12 protein-coding genes and 1 riboswitch (1 of these 13 running past the window's edge) are annotated in these 18,281 nt (G+C 72.0%); of the genes, 5 read left to right on the top strand and 7 right to left on the bottom strand.

The features are described 5' to 3' along the window. Positions 1–27: 27 nt before the first annotated feature. From kynB to ACG04Q_RS04965, 5 genes are all read left to right on the top strand, one after another. Positions 28–675 (top strand): arylformamidase, encoded by a 648-nt coding sequence (gene kynB / locus ACG04Q_RS04985; protein WP_394509766.1) that lies wholly within the window; start codon positions 28–30, stop codon positions 673–675. Between the two features lie 250 nt (positions 676–925). Then, the gene (kynU, locus tag ACG04Q_RS04980; RefSeq protein ID WP_394509765.1) at positions 926–2,179 is read left to right on the top strand and encodes a kynureninase; all 1,254 of its coding nucleotides are present in this window, start codon (positions 926–928) and stop codon (positions 2,177–2,179) included. Between the two features lie 2 nt (positions 2,180–2,181). Next, positions 2,182–3,012 (top strand): tryptophan 2,3-dioxygenase, encoded by an 831-nt coding sequence (kynA, locus tag ACG04Q_RS04975; RefSeq protein ID WP_394509764.1) that lies wholly within the window; start codon positions 2,182–2,184, stop codon positions 3,010–3,012. Positions 3,013–3,063: 51 nt separating this feature from the next. Then, positions 3,064–4,875, top strand: a complete 1,812-nt coding sequence (locus ACG04Q_RS04970; protein ID WP_394509763.1) for a M24 family metallopeptidase — start codon at positions 3,064–3,066, stop codon at positions 4,873–4,875. Further along, positions 4,872–5,804 carry a DUF3616 domain-containing protein gene (locus tag ACG04Q_RS04965; RefSeq protein WP_394509762.1) on the top strand — a complete coding sequence of 311 codons (933 nt, stop codon included), beginning with the start codon at positions 4,872–4,874 and terminating at the stop codon, positions 5,802–5,804. The genes ACG04Q_RS04970 and ACG04Q_RS04965 overlap by 4 nt, the downstream gene beginning before the upstream one ends. Here ACG04Q_RS04965 and ACG04Q_RS04960 read toward each other — a convergent pair. From ACG04Q_RS04960 to ACG04Q_RS04930, 7 genes are all read right to left on the bottom strand, one after another. After that, positions 5,794–6,981, bottom strand: a complete 1,188-nt coding sequence (locus tag ACG04Q_RS04960) for an MFS transporter (protein ID WP_394509761.1) — start codon at positions 6,979–6,981, stop codon at positions 5,794–5,796. The genes ACG04Q_RS04965 and ACG04Q_RS04960 overlap by 11 nt on opposite strands. Positions 6,982–6,993: 12 nt before the next feature. Continuing rightward, a riboswitch (S-adenosyl-L-homocysteine riboswitch) is annotated at positions 6,994–7,072 on the bottom strand. 59 nt (positions 7,073–7,131) lie between these two features. After that, a complete protein-coding gene (locus ACG04Q_RS04955) occupies positions 7,132–7,953 on the bottom strand; it encodes an efflux RND transporter periplasmic adaptor subunit (RefSeq protein WP_394509760.1) in 822 nt (273 codons plus the stop codon). Further along, positions 7,950–9,941: a preprotein translocase subunit SecA gene (locus ACG04Q_RS04950; protein ID WP_394509759.1), complete on the bottom strand. Its 1,992-nt coding sequence runs from the start codon at positions 9,939–9,941 to the stop codon at positions 7,950–7,952. The genes ACG04Q_RS04955 and ACG04Q_RS04950 overlap by 4 nt, the downstream gene beginning before the upstream one ends. Positions 9,942–10,581: 640 nt before the next feature. Then, entirely contained in the window at positions 10,582–12,726 is a 2,145-nt protein-coding gene (locus tag ACG04Q_RS04945; RefSeq protein ID WP_394509758.1) for a hypothetical protein, read from the bottom strand. A 17-nt stretch (positions 12,727–12,743) separates the two neighbouring features. Further along, positions 12,744–14,585 (bottom strand): HlyD family efflux transporter periplasmic adaptor subunit, encoded by a 1,842-nt coding sequence (locus ACG04Q_RS04940; RefSeq protein ID WP_394509757.1) that lies wholly within the window; start codon positions 14,583–14,585, stop codon positions 12,744–12,746. 69 nt (positions 14,586–14,654) lie between these two features. After that, complete coding sequence (locus ACG04Q_RS04935; protein WP_394509756.1) at positions 14,655–15,224, bottom strand: hypothetical protein; 570 nt, start codon at positions 15,222–15,224, stop codon at positions 14,655–14,657. A 25-nt stretch (positions 15,225–15,249) separates the two neighbouring features. Next, positions 15,250–18,281, bottom strand: the final stretch of a protein-coding gene (locus tag ACG04Q_RS04930; RefSeq protein ID WP_394509754.1) for a tandem-95 repeat protein. The gene runs 42,622 nt beyond the window's last position; 3,032 of the gene's 45,654 nt are visible here — the last part of the coding sequence; its start codon lies beyond the right edge, outside the window — the gene reads right to left on this strand; its stop codon occupies positions 15,250–15,252.

Here is an 18,281-nt window from a genome sequence, read left to right as displayed (position 1 = left end):
CCAGGCAACGCTAAGGTGCCGCCCGCCATGCCAAGCTCCCCTCGCCTGTGGGACATCTCTCCCACCGTCTCGCCCGACGCACCCATCTTCCCGGGCGACGAACCCTACCGCCTGCACTGGACGGCGCAGCTCGCCCCGGGCTGCCCCGTCAACCTCAGCGCCGTCACGATGTCGCCGCACGTGGGCGCGCACGCCGACGCGCCGCTGCACTACGCGAACGACGCGCCCGCCATCGCCGACGTGCCGCTGGACACCTACCTGGGCCGCTGCCGCGTCATCCACGCCATCGGCGCCGCGCCGCTGATCACCGTCGAGCACCTGCGCCACGCCGAACAGGCGCTGCCGCCACGCGTGCTGGTGCGCGTCTGCGAGCGCGCCGACACCACCTGGAACCCGGCCTTCACCGCCTACGCGCCCGAGGCCGTCGACTGGCTCGCCGCGCGCGGCGTGAAGCTCATCGGCATCGACACGCCCAGCGTGGACCCGGCCGACTCCAAGTCGCTGGACAGCCACCAGCAACTGCGCCGGCTGGACCTGCGCGTGCTGGAAAACCTCGTGCTGGACGACGTGCCCGCCGGGGACTATGAATTGATCGCCCTGCCACTCAAACTCCAAGGCGCCTGTGCCAGCCCGGTGCGCGCCATCCTGAGGGAACTGGGGCCTATTGAGGTATGAATCACCCCCACGTGAGGCCCCGCATCGGGCCAAATCTAGGCGCAAGGCGGAGCCGGGTTCAATACCCGGCGAGCACTTGCAACAACGAGTTGGCCCGATGCGGGGCCTCACCCTCCGGGCTGGGAGGCGGCAGGGCGCAGCGCGTTGTTGCAGCCCTGGCCCAGGCGTCCAGCCTGGGCTGCGCGCTGCGCCTAGCTCTGCGCCCTACCGCCTCCCAGCGTGGGGGCGATTCACACCTCAAAAGGCCCCTATGAATCTCGACGATGCGAAGCGGCTCGATGCCGCCGACCCGCTGCGCTCCCTGCGCGACCTGTTCCAGCTGCCCGAGGGCATCACCTACCTGGACGGCAACTCCCTCGGCGCCCTGCCCCGCGCCACGCCGGCCCGCATCCAGCGCGCCGTCGAGCAGGAATGGGGCCAGGGCCTCATCAAGAGCTGGAACACCGCCGGCTGGATCGACCTGCCGCGCCGCCTGGGCGACCGGCTGGCGCCTTGGCTGGGCGCGCGGCCCGGTGAGGTGCTGGTGGCGGACTCGACGTCCGTCAACCTCTACAAGGTGCTGCACGCCGCGCTGCAGCTGCAGCAGGGCCAGCGCCGCGTGATCGTCAGCGAGCGCAGCAACTTTCCCACCGACAACTACATCGCGCAGAGCGTGGCGCGCGCGCACGGCGGCGAGCTGGTGCTGGCCGAGTCGCCCGAGGACATCGCCGGCCTGCTGGACGAGCGCTGCGCCGTGCTGATGCTGACGCACGTGAACTACCGCACCGGCCGCATGCACGACATGGGCCTGCTGACGCGCTGGGCCCACCAGGCCGGCGCGCTGGCCGTGTGGGACCTGGCGCACAGCGCCGGCGCCGTGCCCATCGACCTGCTGGGCTGCGCGGCGGACTTCGCCATCGGCTGCGGCTACAAATATCTCAACGGCGGCCCCGGCGCGCCGGCCTTCGTGTGGATGCACCCGCGCCACGAGGGTCAGGTCTGGCAGCCGCTGACCGGCTGGCTGGGCCATGCCCACCCGTTCGACTTCGACAGCGAGTACCTGCCCGCGCCCGGCATCCAGCAGTACCAGTGCGGCACGCCGCCGGTGCTGGCCATGTCGGGCCTGGACACCGCGCTGGACGTCTTCGATGCCGCGCAGAAGCTGGGCGGCATGAAGGCGCTGCGCGCCAAGTCGCTGGCGCTGACGGAGGCCTTCATCGACAGCGTGGAGGCCCGCGTGCCGGGTGCAGCCATTGTGACCCCGCGCGACTCGGCGCTGCGCGGCTCCCAGGTGTCGTTCTCGCTGGCCCAGGGCGTGGACGGCTACGCCGTCATGCAGGCGCTGATCGCGCAGGGTGTCATCGGCGACTTCCGCGCCGGTGATCCCGAGCTGCTGCGCTTCGGCTTCGCGCCGCTGTACAACGGTTTCGCCGACGTGACGCATGCCGTCGACGTGCTGGCCGGCATCGTCGAGAGCGGCTCGTGGAACGCGCCGCAGTTCACCAGCCGCTCCAAGGTGACCTGACCGTGACACAGACCCTCGAACACCACGGCGCGCAGCTCGACTTCTCGCGCGACATGAGCTACGGCGACTACCTGCAGCTCGACGCCATCCTGACCGCGCAGAAGCCGCTCTCGCCCGACCACAACGAGATGCTCTTCATCGTGCAGCACCAGACCTCGGAGCTGTGGATGAAGCTGATGCTGCACGAGCTGCATGCCGCCGTCGCCCACGTCGCCGCGGACCGGCTGCACGAGGCCTTCAAGATGCTGGCCCGCGTGTCGCGCATCATGGAGCAACTGGTGCACGCCTGGGACGTGCTGGCCACGATGACGCCGCCCGAGTACTCGGCCGTGCGGCCCTACCTCGCCAAGAGCAGCGGCTTCCAGAGCGCGCAGTACCGGCGCATCGAGTTCATGCTGGGCAACAAGAACGCCGCGATGCTCAAGCCCCACGAGCACCGGCCCGACCTGCTGGCGCAGGTGCAGGCGGCGTATGACGCGCCGTCGCTGTACGACGAGGTGCTGAAGTTGCTGGCCCGCCGCGGCATCGCCGTGCCCGCCGCGAACCTGGACCGCGACTGGACCCAGCCGCATGTCGCAGACGAAGGCGTCAAGCAGGCCTGGCTGACCGTCTACCGCGATCCGCAGCAGCACTGGGACCTCTACCAGATGGGCGAGGAGCTGGTGGACCTGGAGGACGCGTTCCGGCTGTGGCGCTTCCGGCATGTGACGACCGTGGAGCGCGTCATCGGCTTCAAGCGCGGCACCGGCGGCACCGGCGGCGTCAGCTATCTGCGCAAGATGCTGGACGTGGTGCTGTTCCCGGAGCTGTGGGCATTACGAACGGAGCTTTGAGCGCCCAAACCTAAAATCCGCCCACCGCTCCAGTTGAAAAGGTCCGCCACCATGGACACCCGCACCTCCGAGACCCGCCTGCGCATTGAGCGCCTGCGTGATGCCCTGACCGCCGCCGGCGCCCATGCCGTACTGGTGCCCTCCGCCGACCCGCATCTCTCCGAGTACCTGCCCGGCCGCTGGCAGGGCCGGGAGTGGCTGTCGGGCTTCACCGGCTCGGTGGGCAGCCTGGTCGTCACGCGCGACCGCGCCGCGCTGTTCGCCGACAGCCGCTACTGGGCCCAGGCCGAGGCGCAGCTGGCGGGCAGCGGCATCCAGCTGGAGAAGATGGCCTCCGGCGCGTCGACGATCTACATCGACTGGATCGCCAACCAGCTGCAGCCCGGCGAAGTGCTGGCCGTGGACGGCCAGGTGTTGGGCCTGGCGCTGGCCAACGCGCTGCGCGCCGCGCTGGCGCGCAAGGGCATCACGCTGCGCACCGACCTGGACCTCGTGCAGGCCGCCTGGGACGACCGCCCCGGCCTGCCCACCGAGCCCGTCTACGAACACCTGCCGCCGCAGGCCGCCGTCAGCCGCGCCGACAAGCTGGCCCGCGTGCGCACCGCGATGGCCGGCATCGGCGCGACACACCACCTCGTGTCCACCGTCGACGACGTGGCCTGGCTGCTGAACCTGCGCGGCAGCGACGTGGAGTGCAACCCCGTCTTCATCGCCCACCTGCTGCTCGATGCGGCCGGCGGCCGCCTCTTCATCGCCGATGGCAAGGTGCCGGCCGATGTGGCCGCACGCCTGGCCGCCGACGGCATTCAGCTCGCGCCCTACGACGCGGCGCGCCCGGCGCTGGCCGCGCTGCCCGCCGGCGCCACGCTGCTGGTGGACCCGCGCCGCGTGACGCTGGGCCTGCGCGAGGCCACCGCGGCGGGCGTCAAGGTCGTCGAGCAAATCAACCCCAGCACGCTGCTGAAGAGCCGCAAGACGCCGGCCGAGGCGGTGTTCATCCGCGACGCCATGGCCGAGGACGGCGCGGCGATGTGCGAGTTCTATGCCGAGTTCGAGGCCTCGCTGGCGCGTGGCGAGCGCTGGAGCGAGCTGGATGTCGACGCGAAGCTGTCGGCCCGACGCCGCCAGCGCAAGGGCTTCGTCGGCCTGAGCTTCAGCACCATCGCCGGCTGGCAGGCCAACGGCGCCCTGCCCCACTACCGCGCGCTGCCCGAGTCGTTCGCGTTCATCGACGGCGACGGCCTGCTGCTGATCGACTCCGGCGGCCAGTACCTTGGCGGCACGACGGACATTACCCGCGTGTGGCCCATCGGCAGCGTCAGCGCCGCGCAGAAGCGCGACTACACGCTGGTGCTGAAGGGCACCATCGCGCTGTCGCGCACCCGCTTCCCGCGTGGCACGCTGAGCCCCATGCTGGATTCGATAGCCCGCGCGCCGCTGTGGGAGCATGGCCTGGACTACGGCCACGGCACCGGCCACGGCGTCGGCTATTTCATGAACGTGCACGAAGGCCCGCAGAGCATCAGCAAGGCCATCGCGGAGCCGGCCATGGCCATGGAGCCCGGCATGATCACGTCCATCGAGCCGGGCCTGTACCGGCCGGGCCAGTGGGGCGTGCGCATCGAGAACCTGGTGCTCAACGTCGCCGTCGAGACGCCGGAGAACAACGCCTTCGGCGAGATGCTCGAATTCGAGACGCTCACGCTGTGCCCCATCGCCACCGACTGCATTGACCGCAGCCTCCTGCGTGCCGACGAGATCGCGTGGCTGAACGGCTACCACGCCACCGTGCGCGAACGCCTGCAGCCGCTGGTGAGCGGCCCGGCGCTGGCCTGGCTGCTGGCCCGGACCGAACCGCTGTGAAGGCGCTGGCCGCGCTGCTGCTCGTGGCGGCCGGCGCGGCCACGGCGCAGGCCGCGCCGGCGCGTTACGACGGCCTGTGCGACGCCTCCGCCGCGGTGGCGCTGGACGAGCGCCATTTCATCGTCGCCGACGACGAGCACAACCGGCTCACCGTCTACCGGCAGGGCCACGCGAAGCGCGTCGGCGAGGTGGACCTGGACAAGTTCCTCGGCGCGAAGAAGGAGTCCGACCTCGAAGGCGCCGCGCAGCGCGGCGACCGCATCTACTGGATCAGCTCGCATGCCCGCAACAGCCGCGGCGAGTTGCGCGAGGACCGGCACCGCTTCTTCGCCACCGACATCCGCGGCGACACGGTGGCACCGGCCGGCAAGCCGTACACCCGGCTGCTGGATGACCTGCTGGCCGCGCCGTCGCTGGCCCCGCTGAAGCTCGCGGACGCCGCCGCGCGGGCCGCCGAGGCGGACGGCGGCTTCAACATCGAGGGCCTGGCCACCGCAGCCGACGGCAGCCTGCTGATCGGGCTGCGCAACCCGATCCCGCAGGGCCGGGCGCTGCTGATCCCGCTGCTGAACCCGGCCGAGCTGGTTGACGGGCGCGGGCCGGCGCGGTTCGGTGCCGTCATCCGGCTGGACCTGGGCGGCCGCGGCGTGCGCTCCATCGAACGCGTCGGCAACGCCTACCTGATTGCCGCCGGCCCGCCGGCCGACGACGGCACGTTCGCACTGTTCCGCTGGAGCGGCCAGGCCGGCGACGCGCCCACGCCCGTGAAGGCCGACCTGGGCTCGCTGCGCCCCGAGGCGCTGTTCGCCTGGCCCGACGGGCGGGTCACGCTGCTCAGCGACGACGGCGGCGTGATGGTCGGCAAGAAGGCCTGCAAGGACGCGGACAAGGGCAAGCGCGCCTTCCGCGCGCTGGACCTCAGGCCTTGACCGGCAGCACGGGGTAGCGCCACACCAGCGCCGCGCTGGCGAGCAGCTGTACCAGCACGCCGCAGAACACCGGTACCGCGCTGTCCGCGTCGCCGAGGAAGGGCGCGACGACCTGCGTGCCCAGCGCGCCGGCCGCCAGCAACGCCAGCACCAGCAGCGCCGTCGCGCGGCCCATCTGCGCGGGCGGCACGGTCAGCGCGTCGACAAACGTGGCCGGCCCGCGGATGGCGAGCGCGCCGCAGAAGCACATCCAGTAGGCCGCCACGACGGCATAGGGCGGCGCCCCGGAAACCCACGCGGTCAGCAGCGCCAGCGCGCAGGCCACCACCTGCACCGTGCTGCCCAGCTTCACCGCGCGCGCATGGCCCAGCCGCTTGGCCACCCGGCCGGACTGCGACGCGCCCAGCATGAACGACCCGACGCCCAGCACCTGCAGCAGCGCAAACGCGTTGCCGCCCAGGCCCAGCGTGTGCTGCAACAGCTGCGGGGCGCTGGCCAGGAAGGTCAGCAGCGCGCCGATGCACAGCGCATGCGACAGCGCCAGCCGCACGTAGTGGCGATTGCGCAGGATGCCCGCGTAGCTGGCGTCATGGGCCAGGTCCAGGCCAGGCAGCTGGCGCGGCGCGATCCGGACGACCCACGGCAGCACCAGCAGCGACAGCGCCGCCAGCACCCAGAAGGTGCCGCGCCAGTCCGTCACCTGCAGCAGCAGCACGCCCAGCACCGGCCCGGCCGCCGGCACGATGGCCTCGACCATGGAGATGGCGGCGATGCCGCGCACGACGTCGGCATCGCCCAGCGTCGCGCGCACGACCGTGGGCGCCACGACAGTGGCCGCCGCCGCGGCCACGCCCTGCAACAGGCGCAATAACAGCAGCATCTCGATGCCCGGCGCCAGCGCGCAGCCCAGGCTGGTGACGGTCAGCAGCGCCAGGCCGATCTGCAGGCTGCGGCGCGGGCCGAGGCGGTTCAGCAGCTCGCCCCACAGCAGCTGCGCGCCGGCCAGGCCGGCGAGGTAGACCGCGACGGTGGCCTGCGCCAGCGACACGCTGATGCCCAGGCCGGTCTGCAGCGCGGGCACGGCGGGCAGGTAGAGGTCCATCGCGGCCATGCTGACGCCGGTGACGAAGGCCAGCGGCAGGATGGTGCGTATGGACGCGGAAGATGACGAAGACACGGACAACCCTTTTCACAAAGGGCGCCCTTGATCCATCGTCCGCGCCGAGCGTGGCGGAGGGCTCACCTCCGTCGCAGCACCCCTCGGCGGGACGGCGCCGAAGCACGGCGCGGTGCGAATTCTAGGAGGCGTCCCGGCGCGGGCCGTTCGTCACAGGAAGCGCACCTTGCAGCGCACGCCGGCCGGGATGTCGCCGCCCGGGTTGGGCAGCTCCAGCCGCACGCCGAACGAGCCGCTGGCGGAGTCCATCACGCGGTCCACCACCTTCACCTGCGCCTGCCAGCTGCCCTTGAGCGGCGCCTCGGGCGTGATCTCGGCCGGGCGGCCGGCCTTGATCTGGCCCAGCACCGACACCGGCAGCACCACCTCCACGCGCAGCGGGTTCGTCTGCGCCATCTTCAGGATGGGCCGCGAGCCCTCGCCGGTGAAGGCCAGCTCGCCAGGGTTCTGCAGCCGGTCGGTGACGACGCCGCTGAACGGCGCCTTCAGCGCGCGCTGCTTCAGCACGGCGTCCAGCCGGCGCGACTCGATGCCGGCCAGGCGGCGGTTGTCCACCGCCAGCGCCAGCTCGGCCTCGGCGACGCGCAGCTCGGCCTGCGCCTCGTCGCGGTCCTGCGCGGTGATGTAGTGCTGCTCGCGCAGGTCCTCGCGGCGGCGGAACTTCTCGCGCGCGTAGTCGGCGCGGGCCCGGGCCACGCGCAGCTCGGCCTCGGACTCGGCACGCTGCTGCGCGCCGGCCAGCGCCTCGCGCTCGACGCTGCCGTCCAGCAGCACCAGCGTATCGCCCGCCTTCACCGCGCTGCCGCGCTCGACGAGGATCCTGTCGATGAGCGCGTTCGTGGGGCTGCGGATCTCGATGCGCTGGTTGGGCTCGATGAGGCAGTCGTAGCCGGCCGGCGCGGCGGGCGCCGCGGGCTTGGTCGATTGCGCCAGCGCGGCGGCGGGCAGCAGCAGGAACGGAAGCAATCTCATATCTGGTTTCCGGCGAATCCGAGCAGATTGTCGAGTTGGCGGTCGGCCTTGAGCGTGCGGCGGCGCATGGCCGCGTGCAGCCGGCCGGCATGGCCTTGCGCGGCGCGGCGCAGCAGCGCCAGCGCCCAGCCGGGCAGTTCGTCGCGGCCGGCAAAGAGGCGGCCCAGCAGCGCCTGCAGCGTGGCGGCATGGGCGGTGAAGATCTCGTCGTCCAGCGCCACGATGGCCAGCGCGACGCCGGGGTCGCCCTGGCGGGCGCCGCGGCCGACGAGCTGGCGGTCGATGCGCGCGGAGTCGTGGAACTCGGTCAGCAGCACGGCGAGGCCGCCTTTCTCGCGCACGCGGTCGTCGAGGTGGATGTCGGTGCCGCGGCCGGCCATGTTGGTGGCCACCGTCACCGCGCCGGGCTCGCCGGCGCTGGCGACGATGTCGGCTTCCTCCTGGTCCTGCCGCGCGTTCAGCACCCGGTGGACCTGACGCGGCCCCAGTTCGTCCGAGAGCGCGACGGAGGCCTTCACCGAGCGCGTGCCGACCAACACTGGCCGGCCGGCCGCCAGCTGCTGCGCGATGGCCTCGCGCACCGCCGCCCATTTGGCCGCCTGCGTGCGCACGAGGCGCGGTGGGTGCGTGATGCGCTGGTCGGGCTTGTGCGTGGGCAGCCGCACGACATCGAGTCGGTAGACCTGGTTCAGCTCCGGCGCCACCTCGGCGGCCGTGCCGGTCATGCCGGCCAGGCGCAGGTAGCGGCAGAAGAAGCGCTGGAAGGTGATGCGCGCCAGCGTGCGCGCAGGCTCGGTCAGGTCCAGCCCTTCCTTGGCCTCGATCATCTGGTGCAGCCCGCCCTCCCAGCTGCGGCCCTCCAGCACGCGGCCGGTGTACTCGTCGACGATCTGCACGGTGCCGTCGATGACGACGTAATGCTGGTCGCGGTGGAACAGGTGCAGCGCGCGCAGCGCCTGGCCGACGAGATGCTCGCGGCCGCGCGCGACGCCCCAGATGCCGCCGAGGCCTTCCGCTGCCTCGCGCACCGCGGGCAGCCCGGCGGCCTCGAAATGCAGGCTGTGGCGGGCGGCGTCGATGCCGAAGTGCTCGCCGAGCTTCAACGTCGCGGCGATCCTGAGCGCCTGCTGGTAGTCGGTGGCATCCGGCGGCTTGCCCTGCTTCTCGGACAGGATCAGCGGCGTGCGTGCCTCGTCGATGAGGATGGAGTCGGCTTCGTCGACGATGGCGAAGTGCAGGCCGCGCAGCAACAACGGCTGCGGCAGCCGCCCGTGCAGCAGGCGCGCCTGCATCTGCGCCGGGCTGACGCGGCCGCCGGCTGACACGCGGTCGCGCAGGTAGTCGAACACCAGGCTCTGGTTGGTGCAGTAGGTGATGGGCCGCTGGTAGGCCACGCGCTTGGCCTCGTGCTCCAGCGTGGCCCAGACGACGCCGGCCGTCATGCCGAAGAAGCCGAACAGCGGCTGCATCAGCTCGCAGTCGCGGCGGGCGAGGTAGTCGTTGACGGTGACGACATGGGTGGGCAGCCCGGCAGCGCCGGCGATGGCGGCGGCCAGGCCGGCGGTGAGCGTCTTGCCTTCGCCGGTCTGCATTTCGGCCAGGCGCCCTTCGAGCAGCACGGCGGCGCCCATCAGCTGGGTGTCGAAAGGCCGCTTGTTGAGCGCGCGGCGGGCGCCTTCGCGAACGAGGGCCATCACTTCGGCAAGGCCTTGCGCCTTGCCGGCCTGCACGGCGGCAGGCGCGGCCCGGAACAGGCGGCGGCGCAGTTCGTCGTCGGTCTGCTGCTGGATCTCTTGTTCCAGCTCGCCGGCGGCTTGCGCCATCTTGCGAAGCGTGGGTACGGCGGGGATGAGGCGGCGCTTCAGCCGCCAGAGGACACCGCGGGCAAAGCGGTCGTGCACGGGCTCGTCGACGTCGCGGCGCTCGGGGAAGATGCCGTGGGCGAGGGATTCGCCGATGTCCAGAGGGAGGGTGGCGGCTGTGCTCATGCGTGACTGCTCGTTGCCGCGTGAGTACCGTGCCGGGAATTCGCCCCGGCGGGCGACCTACTTTCTTGTGTCGACAAGAAAGTAGGCAAAGAAACGCCCCCCGACCGCACCGCCCTCGCTGCGCTCGGGTGCCCGAGCAACACAAGCCCCGAAGCCCCACGCCGAACTCGCGCCGCTACGCTCTGCTCAAACAATCGTCGTGAGTCAGTTGTCGAGGCGAGCTGCGCTCGCGGGCTTCGGGTCTTGCGTTGCTCGGCGGTGCTCAAGGGGGCAACCCGAGCAGCCGGCGCCAGCCGGCTTGCGGGCCTGGCTGTTGGCTGTCGGGCTGTTGGGGTTCGGCTGTTCATTCACCCCCCTTTTAGCGACGCCGAGGAGCACAGCGGCTTGCAACCGCGCGCGCAGCGCGCATCAAGCACTGACTCCGCGCAGCTGTCTGACCGGAGCGTAGCGAAGGGAGTTCTGCGCGGGGTTGCAAGCCGCGAGCACCGCAGGGCACCCCGAAGCGCAGCGCAGGGGCGTCGCGGTCGGGGGCGACTTTTTGCCTTCTTTTTTGGTCGCTCAAAAAGAAGGTCGCCCGCCGGGGCGACGTCCCGGCTGGGCCTGGGCGACAAGTCAAAGCACCGAGAAGCCAGCCCCGCACTCATAGCTGGAAATGCGACAGGAACAGCCGCCGCAGCCCTTCCCACGCCCTCACCGCCACCGGCTCGGCCGGATGCTTCAGCCGCACCAGCACGCGTGCCCCGATCTGCCGGTAGGGCATGTCCTGCCCCAGCTGCAGCTCGTGCTCGAACAGCGTCTGCAACGCCTGCAAGCCCTTGGGGTCGTGCGGGTCGAGCGGGATGTCGCCGCCCGCCGCCGTGCCCAGCGCGGGGCTGGGCAGCTCGCGCGCCGCGGCCGGCACGCTGCGAACCAGCCTGGCGTCAAAGCTCTGCCCGGGCTGCTGCGGCGCACGCACCTCGATGCCCTGCACCGCCGCGCTTTGCCATTGCGGCAGCACGACGCGCACGCGCGGCGGGCCGGCGGTGTCCAGGTGGCCGAGCACCTCGCCGCGCTTGAAGAAGCGGCCCGCCAGGTCATCCGGCCGCGTCAGCAACAGCACGCCCGCGGCCTCGGCGCGCACGACCAGCCGAGACGCCTCGTCCTCCAGCACCGCCAGCGCTGCCTGCTCGCGCCGTACCTCCTCGGCCAGCAGCGCCGCGCGCGCCGGCGCGATGCCGATGACGCCGAACGCCGCGTCGTGCTTGGCCTGCGCCAGCGCCAGCCGGCCGCGCTGCTCGTCCACGCGTGCATCCAGCGCCGGGTCCACCAGCTCCGCGACGGGCTGTCCCTCCAGCACCACCGCGCCGGGCCGCACCAGCAGCCTGGAAAAGAAGCCGGCGCCCTGCGCGCGCAGCACCGCGTTGTCGCTGGGCCAGACTACGCCCGTCGCCACCGAATGCCGCGGCATCGGGATGACGAACAGCAGCAGCACCAGCGCCGCACCCGACGCCCACAGCACTCGCCGCACGCGGCCGGCCTGCGGCTCCAGCGCGGGGTCGCCGGCCAGCTTCTTGAGGCCGCGGGCCCACGGCAGCAGGCAGCTGGCGACAAGGCCCCAGGCGGCGATCAGCACGCCGATGAAGAAATAGCGGCTCGCGATGAACATCGCGATGCTGACCATGACGAAGAGGCGGTAGGCCAGCGCCAGCGGCGCGTAGACCAGGAACCAGCGGCGCTCGCCGGGCGTGGACAGCGGCGGCTCGGCCTGGTGCTGGCCGAACAGGTGATGGCGCAGCAGCCAGCCCCAGTACTCGGTGGACCGCTGGCCCAGGTTGGGGCTCTCGATGGCGTCCGCAAAGATGTAGTAGCCGTCGTAGCGCAGCAGCGGGTTGGCGTTGAACATCAGCGTCGTCACGCTGGCCAGCACGATGACGTTGAACGCCAGCGAGCGCACGAAGCCCGGCTCCAGCGCCAGCCACAGGTAGAAGGCCAACGCCGCGATGAACAGCTCGGTCAGCATGCCCGCCGCGCCCACCAGCATGCGCGGCCAGCGGCTGGCGAACGCGGCGGAGCTGGACGCGTCCACATAGGGCACGGGGAAAAACACGAGCAGCATGACGCCCATCTCGTGCACCTCGCCGCCAAAGCGCTTGGCCACCAGGCCGTGGCCGATTTCGTGGGCCGCCTTCAGCAGCGGGAACAGGATGGCCAGCAGCAGCAGGTTGTCGACGGCCAGCAGGCGCTCGTTGATGTTGCCGGTCAGCTCGCGCCAGTGGCTGGGTGCCAGCAGCACGGCCGGCAGCACGACGGCCAGCCACAGCGCGACGCCGGCCCAGCCCTTCAACGGGCCGGCCTTGGCGATGACACGCCCCAGCCACGCGTCGGGGTCCACCAGCGGGAAGCGCAGCGACACCGGGTTCGCGAAGCGCTGCATCAGCTTGGAGCGGCGCTGCTTGCCGCCGCGCTCGAACAGCTCGGCGACGTCGGGCGTCACGTCGCACTGGATCAGGTCGGCCGCGTAGAGCTGGCCGAACAGCTGCACCAGCTCGTCCTGGCTGGGCGTGTGCTCGTCCATCGCGGCAGACAGCCGCTCCCACACCTGCTGCAGCGTGCGCTCGCCGTCCAGCAGGCCGATGACGCGGTAGCTGCCGGGGTTGAAGCGGTGGTACTTGCCGGACACGCGGTCCTCGACGACGTACCAGATCTCGCCGCGGTAGACGTGCCGGTGGATGCGCACATGGCCGCGCAGCCGAGGCTTCAGCGTCGCGACGCGGTACCAGTTCGCTGAAAAGAGCGCGTCGCCCAAAGGACGCTGCGGTGGCGCTACGGCGTCCATTGCCATAGCGCCAGCTTGACCCAGTCGGTGAACCGGTGCGTCCACACCCACAGCAGGCTGCGCTCGCCGACGACGACCTTGGCGACGCCTTCCATGTTGGGCTTGAGCTGGACGCCCTCCTGCCCCACCAGCTCAGCCTCGGCGCGGAAGTAGTTGCGGCCTTCCTCTACGACCGACACCGGCGTGACGGACTTCAGCGTGAAACGCCAGCGCTCGCCCGGCGCGCCGGTCAGCACCAGCTCGCCGCCTTGGCCCGGCTGCACGCGCGCGATGTCGCGCTCGTCGATCTTCAGCATCACGCGCCAGCTCGCCAGCGGCGCCAGCTCGAACAGCGTCTTGCCCATCTCCAGCGGCGCGCCCAGCTGCTGCGACAGGTCGCCCTTGACGACCACCGCATCGAACGGCGCCACCAGCGCCACGCGCGACAGCTTGGACAGCGTCAGGTCCAGCTGCGCGCGGGCCTGGTTGGCCTGCGCCGCGGACAGGCGCTGGTTGACGCGGTCGGACTGCGCCATGGCCTCGCGCTCCTTGCGCTGCGCCATCTCCAGCTCGGTTTCCCAGCGCACCTTCTCCAGCTGCAGCTCGCGGTCGTCCATGCGCGCCAGCACCTGGCCGGCCTTGACGGTGTCGCCCGCCCGCGCCGGCGCGTCGCGCAGGAAGCCGTCGAACGGCGCGACGGCAGCGCGCTGCACGGCGCCCTCGACGATGGCCGGTGCCGACACGCGGTGCTCCACCGGCACGAGCGCCGCGATCAGCAGCCCCAGCGCCAGCACACCCGCGCCGAGCTTGAGGCCGGGGTGGGAGGCGTCGGTCAACCGCGCTGCGGCGTGGCGCAGGCTGCGCCGCGCGTGGCGGGCCAGGCTTTCGTCCCGCGCATGCTTGTGCTCCAGCACCGGCGCCAGCACGCCGGCCAGCAGCGCCATGCCGTTCAGCTCCGCCGGCTGGAACACCGTGTTGCGCTCGAACAGCAGCACCGCGAACGGCGGCGCCGCGCCCAGCGCCAGCGGCTGCGACGCGAGCGCCAAGCTGCCGGAGTCGGCCGCGTACCGGCCGTGGGCCATGCGCAGCGTGTTCAGGTCCGGCGCGTCCTCCGCCTCCGGCCAGACGACCTGGCGGCGCTGGTCGAAGGCCTCGGTCATCGCGGCGCGGGCCAGGCTGGTGAGGTTGGCGCGCTCGTCGAACCACGCGGAGTGCGACACGGCCGCCGTCTCCAGCGCCGGCCCCTCGGCCAGCGCCAGCTGCACCTGGTGGCAGCCGAAGCGCGCGGCCAGCTTGTTGACCAGCGTGAGGCCAGCCTGGCGGAAGTCGGGCTCGGCCAGCGCGGCCAGCGACACCTCGAACAGGAAGGCCGATTCATCGAGCCGCTGGCGCGCCTGCGCCAGCTCGCGCTGCGCGAACAGGTCGGCCATCCAGCCGGCGCCCCAGTGCGTCAGGCGCGCGGCGAGGCGGGCCGCTTCGGGGCTCGCGTCCAGCAGCTCCAGCACGACGGCGCCGTGCAGCGCGTCGCCCGACGCCAGCGGGTAGGCCAGCTGCACCGGGTGGCCGGCATGCTGGCGGCGCACGCCCTGGCGCGTGGCCAGGCATTCACGGGCGATGTCGGCCAGGCGCTGCAGCTCGGTGCCCTCGGGCCAGGCGGCGGCGGGCACGTAGGCCCCGCCAGCGTCCTGCAGCAGCAGCAGGCCCACCTGCGCGTCGGGCACCAGGCTGCACAGCACGGCCAGCCAGGCGCGGCACAGCGCCTCGGCCGAGCCGGCGCCGGCCAGCGACGCCCAGGCGGCGTCGGCGCCAAGCGCCGGGTTGTGGGCGGGAAGATCGTGGCGGGCGTTCATCGCATCGTCAGCAGGGCTTCCAGCTCGCCGCCCAGCCCGCGCGGACGACGGCGAGCAAGGCCTGCGCCATCAGGCGCGGCGGCGGCGGGCCAGCAGGCCCAGGACGCCCAGGCCGGCGGCCAGCATCATCGCCGGGTGCGCCTCGGGCACGGCGGAGACCGTGACGCTGGAGCTGCCCAGCACCGAGAAGTCGGCGCCGCCGGCCGGGTCACCCAGGTCCAGCGAGTAGTTGACGGCATGGGTGCCGGCAGTCAGGCCGGTGAAGGCGATCTTGACGGCAAAGGCGCCCCCAGGCAGCGCGGGTGCTTCGGCGAAGACGGACACACCCAGTTGGTTGGTGCCCGGCGTGATCATCGTGAAGTCGGAGTTGAGGATGCCGCTGCCCGCGAGGGCATCCCAGCTCAGCCCGAATGCCGTGGACTTGCTGGTATCCAACCCCAGGCCGCCGGCCCAGTCCAGGTTGAACGTGATCGAGGTCGGCGTGAACGCTTCCGAGATGTCCAGCGTCAGCGTGACAAACCCGGTGCCGCCAACGGTGGTGGCCCCCGGCGTGGCGCTGCCGGTGACGGTCACGGCCTGCGCCGGCAGCGAGAGTGCCAGCGCAGCCGCGGCGGCCAGCGTGGTGATGACGTGCTTCATGTCCTTGTTCTCCTTCGTGAAACGTTCAGATCGTCAACTTCCAGTCATTGGGCGTCGTCGGCTTGGAACCGGCAACCCAGTCATTCACCCATGTGCTGCTGGGCAACGGGGCGTTGAGACCGAAGTCCAGCGCCGCGCTGATGCGCACCACCGGCCCGGGCGCCGCCACCAGCATGGCCGCAGCCGCACCACCAACAGGCATTGGGCTGCCGGAGCCGGTGGACGCGGTATCCCTTGATTCGGTGGGCAGCGGTGCCACGAGGCTGGCGGCGGCGAGCTGCGTCTGCTGCCCCTGCTGCCGGGACCGCTGGTAGGCCAGGCCCGAATCCGTCGCGGTGATGCGGCCATCGCGGTTCAGGTCGGCGATGAGCACCGGGTCGATCAGCGGCTGGGCGGCAAAACCCGTGTCGCCTCTTGTGGCGACACGCTGTATCAACGTGACGTCAGCCATCTGCACCGCACCGTTGCCGTCGGCGTCACCCGGCACGCCCACCCACTGCAAGCCGAGGTCGGCGCGAGCCGTGGCGCCGTCGACCTGCTGGTCCAGCAGGCGCAGCAGCCGGGCGCTGCCGGCCGCCGCGCCCGCCGGCACGCTGGTCGTCAGCGTGACCAGCGCGCGCAGCGCCGCATCGGGCAGCGCGCTGCCCAGCGTGAGCTGCACGCCCAGGCGGCCGGCGACGCTGGTGTCCAGGCTCATGACGCTGCCGAGCGGCGCGCCGGCGCCGAGGTTCACCGCGTCGATGTGCAGCAGCGCCGGGTCGTAGGCCAGCTGCACGTAGACGCTGCGGGCGCCGGCGGCGTCGCGCAGCTGCAGGTTCAGCGCCTGGCTGGCCGCGCCCGCGGGGGCGACGAGGTTGCCGATGCTGACGACGGCGCCGCTCGCCGCGCCCACCGTGAAGCCGGCGACGAAGTCGTCCCCCGTCGTGCCGTCGGCATTGCCGTCCAGCAGCTGGCCGTCGGCCAGCGCCGTGAAGCCGGCGGCGCCGGACTTCAGCGTCAGGCTGTAGTTGCCGCTGGCCAGCACGCCACTGGTGGTGACGAAGCGCAGGCCTTGGCCGTCGGCATCGAAGAAGACGCTGCCGCCGACGCGGCCGGACGGGCCGTCCAGCCACAGGTCCTGGCCGCCGGTGCCGGCGCCGTAGGCCTGGATCAGCGCCGTGTTGATGGCACGGTCGAAACGCAGGCTGAAGCCGTCGGCCTCCGGCGTGACACGGCTGACGACCGGGCCCACCGGCGGCGCCACGGTGGCCGGAATGGCCGGCACCACCAGGCCCTTGCTGGCATTGAAGACCAGCCCCGAGTCGGTGGCCGTGACGCGACCGTCGCGGTTGACGTCGACGATACGGGTCGGGTCGATCAGCCCGTAGGCCGCGAAGCCGGTGTCGGCGCGTGTGGCGACGCGCTGGATCAGCGTCACGTCGTCGGTCGTCAGCGTGCGGCTGGCGTTGGCGTCGCCCAGGTTGGCCACCACATGCAGGCCATCGTCGGTGCGCAGCGCGCCGGCGTTGCCGCTGACGTTGGACAGGCGCAGCACCTCGGCCGCGCCGTAGCCGGCGGACAGCGGCACCGTGGCATGCACCAGCACGACGTTGCGCAGCGCCGCGTCGGCCACCGCGCTGCCCAGCGTGACCTGCACGCGCAGCAGGCCCGGCTGGACCAGCGTGCTCGTGATGCTGCTGCCGGCGGGCAGGCCGCTGGCCAGCGTCGCGCCGGTGACCTTCAGCAGCGCCGGGTCGAAGCCCAGGTCGAAGCCGAGGGTCTGGAAGCCGGCGCCGCGCTCCAGGCTGATGGCGAAGGCGCCCAGCGCGGGGTCGTAGCTGGCCGCCTGGCCCGGGCCGCGGGCGAACTCCTGCACCGCCAGCACGGCAGCGGTCGACGGGGCGACGGTGAAGCTGCGGGTGTAGGCGTCGCCGGCCGTGCCGTCCGCGTTGCCGTCCAGCCGCAGGCCGCCCAGGCTGACGAAGCCGTCGGCGCCCGCGTTCAGCGACAGCTGGTAGTTGCCGGCTTCCAGCAGGCCGCCGGTCTTGACGAAGCTGAGGCCGCGGCCGTCGGCATCGAACACCACGCTGCCCGCCACGCGGCCTTGCACGCCGCCGGTGGGGCCGGTGAAGACAATGTCGGGCACGAGGTTGCCGGCGCCGTATTGCTGGATCAGCGCCGGGTCGACGGCCTGGTCGAAGCGCAGGCGGAAGCCGGTGTCGGTGGCCTGGAAGCTGCTGACGTGCAGCGCGGGCAAGGCCGGCAACACCTTGATGTCGACCCGCGCCGTCGTGACACCACCCAGGCCGTCGCCGACGCGGTAGCTGAAGCTGGTGTTGCCGCTGAAGCCAGGGGTGGGCGTGAACTGGATGCGGCCGTCCGCGTAGGCCTGCACAACGCCCTGTGTGTCGGTGATGTCAAGGGACAGGATGGCAAGCGCGTCGCCATCGGCGTCGCTGTCATTGGCCAGCAGACCGGGAGCGGGAATGCTGAGGGTCTGGCCGGCGACGACGGTGTAGCTGTCGTTCACCGCGACCGGCGCGGTGTTGGTGACGGCGATACGCACGATGCCCGTGGCCGTGCCACCGAAGCCATCCTTCACGCTGTACGCAAACTGCGTGTTGCCCGAGAAGCCGGCCGTGGGCGTGAACCGGAAGCCGCCGTCGGGCAGCGCCACCACCGTGCCCTGTGTGCCGGTCACGTTGATGGCCGTGACGGTCAGCGCGTCGCCGTCGGCGTCGCTGTCGTTGCCCAGCAGGCCCGGCGCCGCGATGTCCAGCACCTGGCCGGCATGCACCGCGTAGCTGTCGTCCAGCGCCACGGGCGCGGCATTGACGACCTGGATGCGCACGATGCCCGTGGCCGTGCCGCCCACACCGTCCTTCATGCTGTAGCTGAACTGCGTGCTGCCAGTGAAACCGGCGGTGGGCGTGAACCGGAAGCCGCCGTCGGGCAGCGCCACCACCGTGCCCTGCGTGCCGGTCACGTTGATGGCCGTGACGGTCAGCGCGTCGCCGTCGGCGTCGCTGTCGTTGCCCAGCAGCCCCGGCGCCGCGATGTCCAGCACCTGGCCCGGGC

The sequence above is a fragment of the Pelomonas lactea genome, from assembly GCF_043555885.1.
Taxonomy (GTDB): domain Bacteria; phylum Pseudomonadota; class Gammaproteobacteria; order Burkholderiales; family Burkholderiaceae_C; genus Pelomonas; species Pelomonas lactea.
The sequence above is the reverse complement of the archived record's forward strand: the minus strand, read 5'-3'. Positions and strand labels throughout refer to the sequence as shown.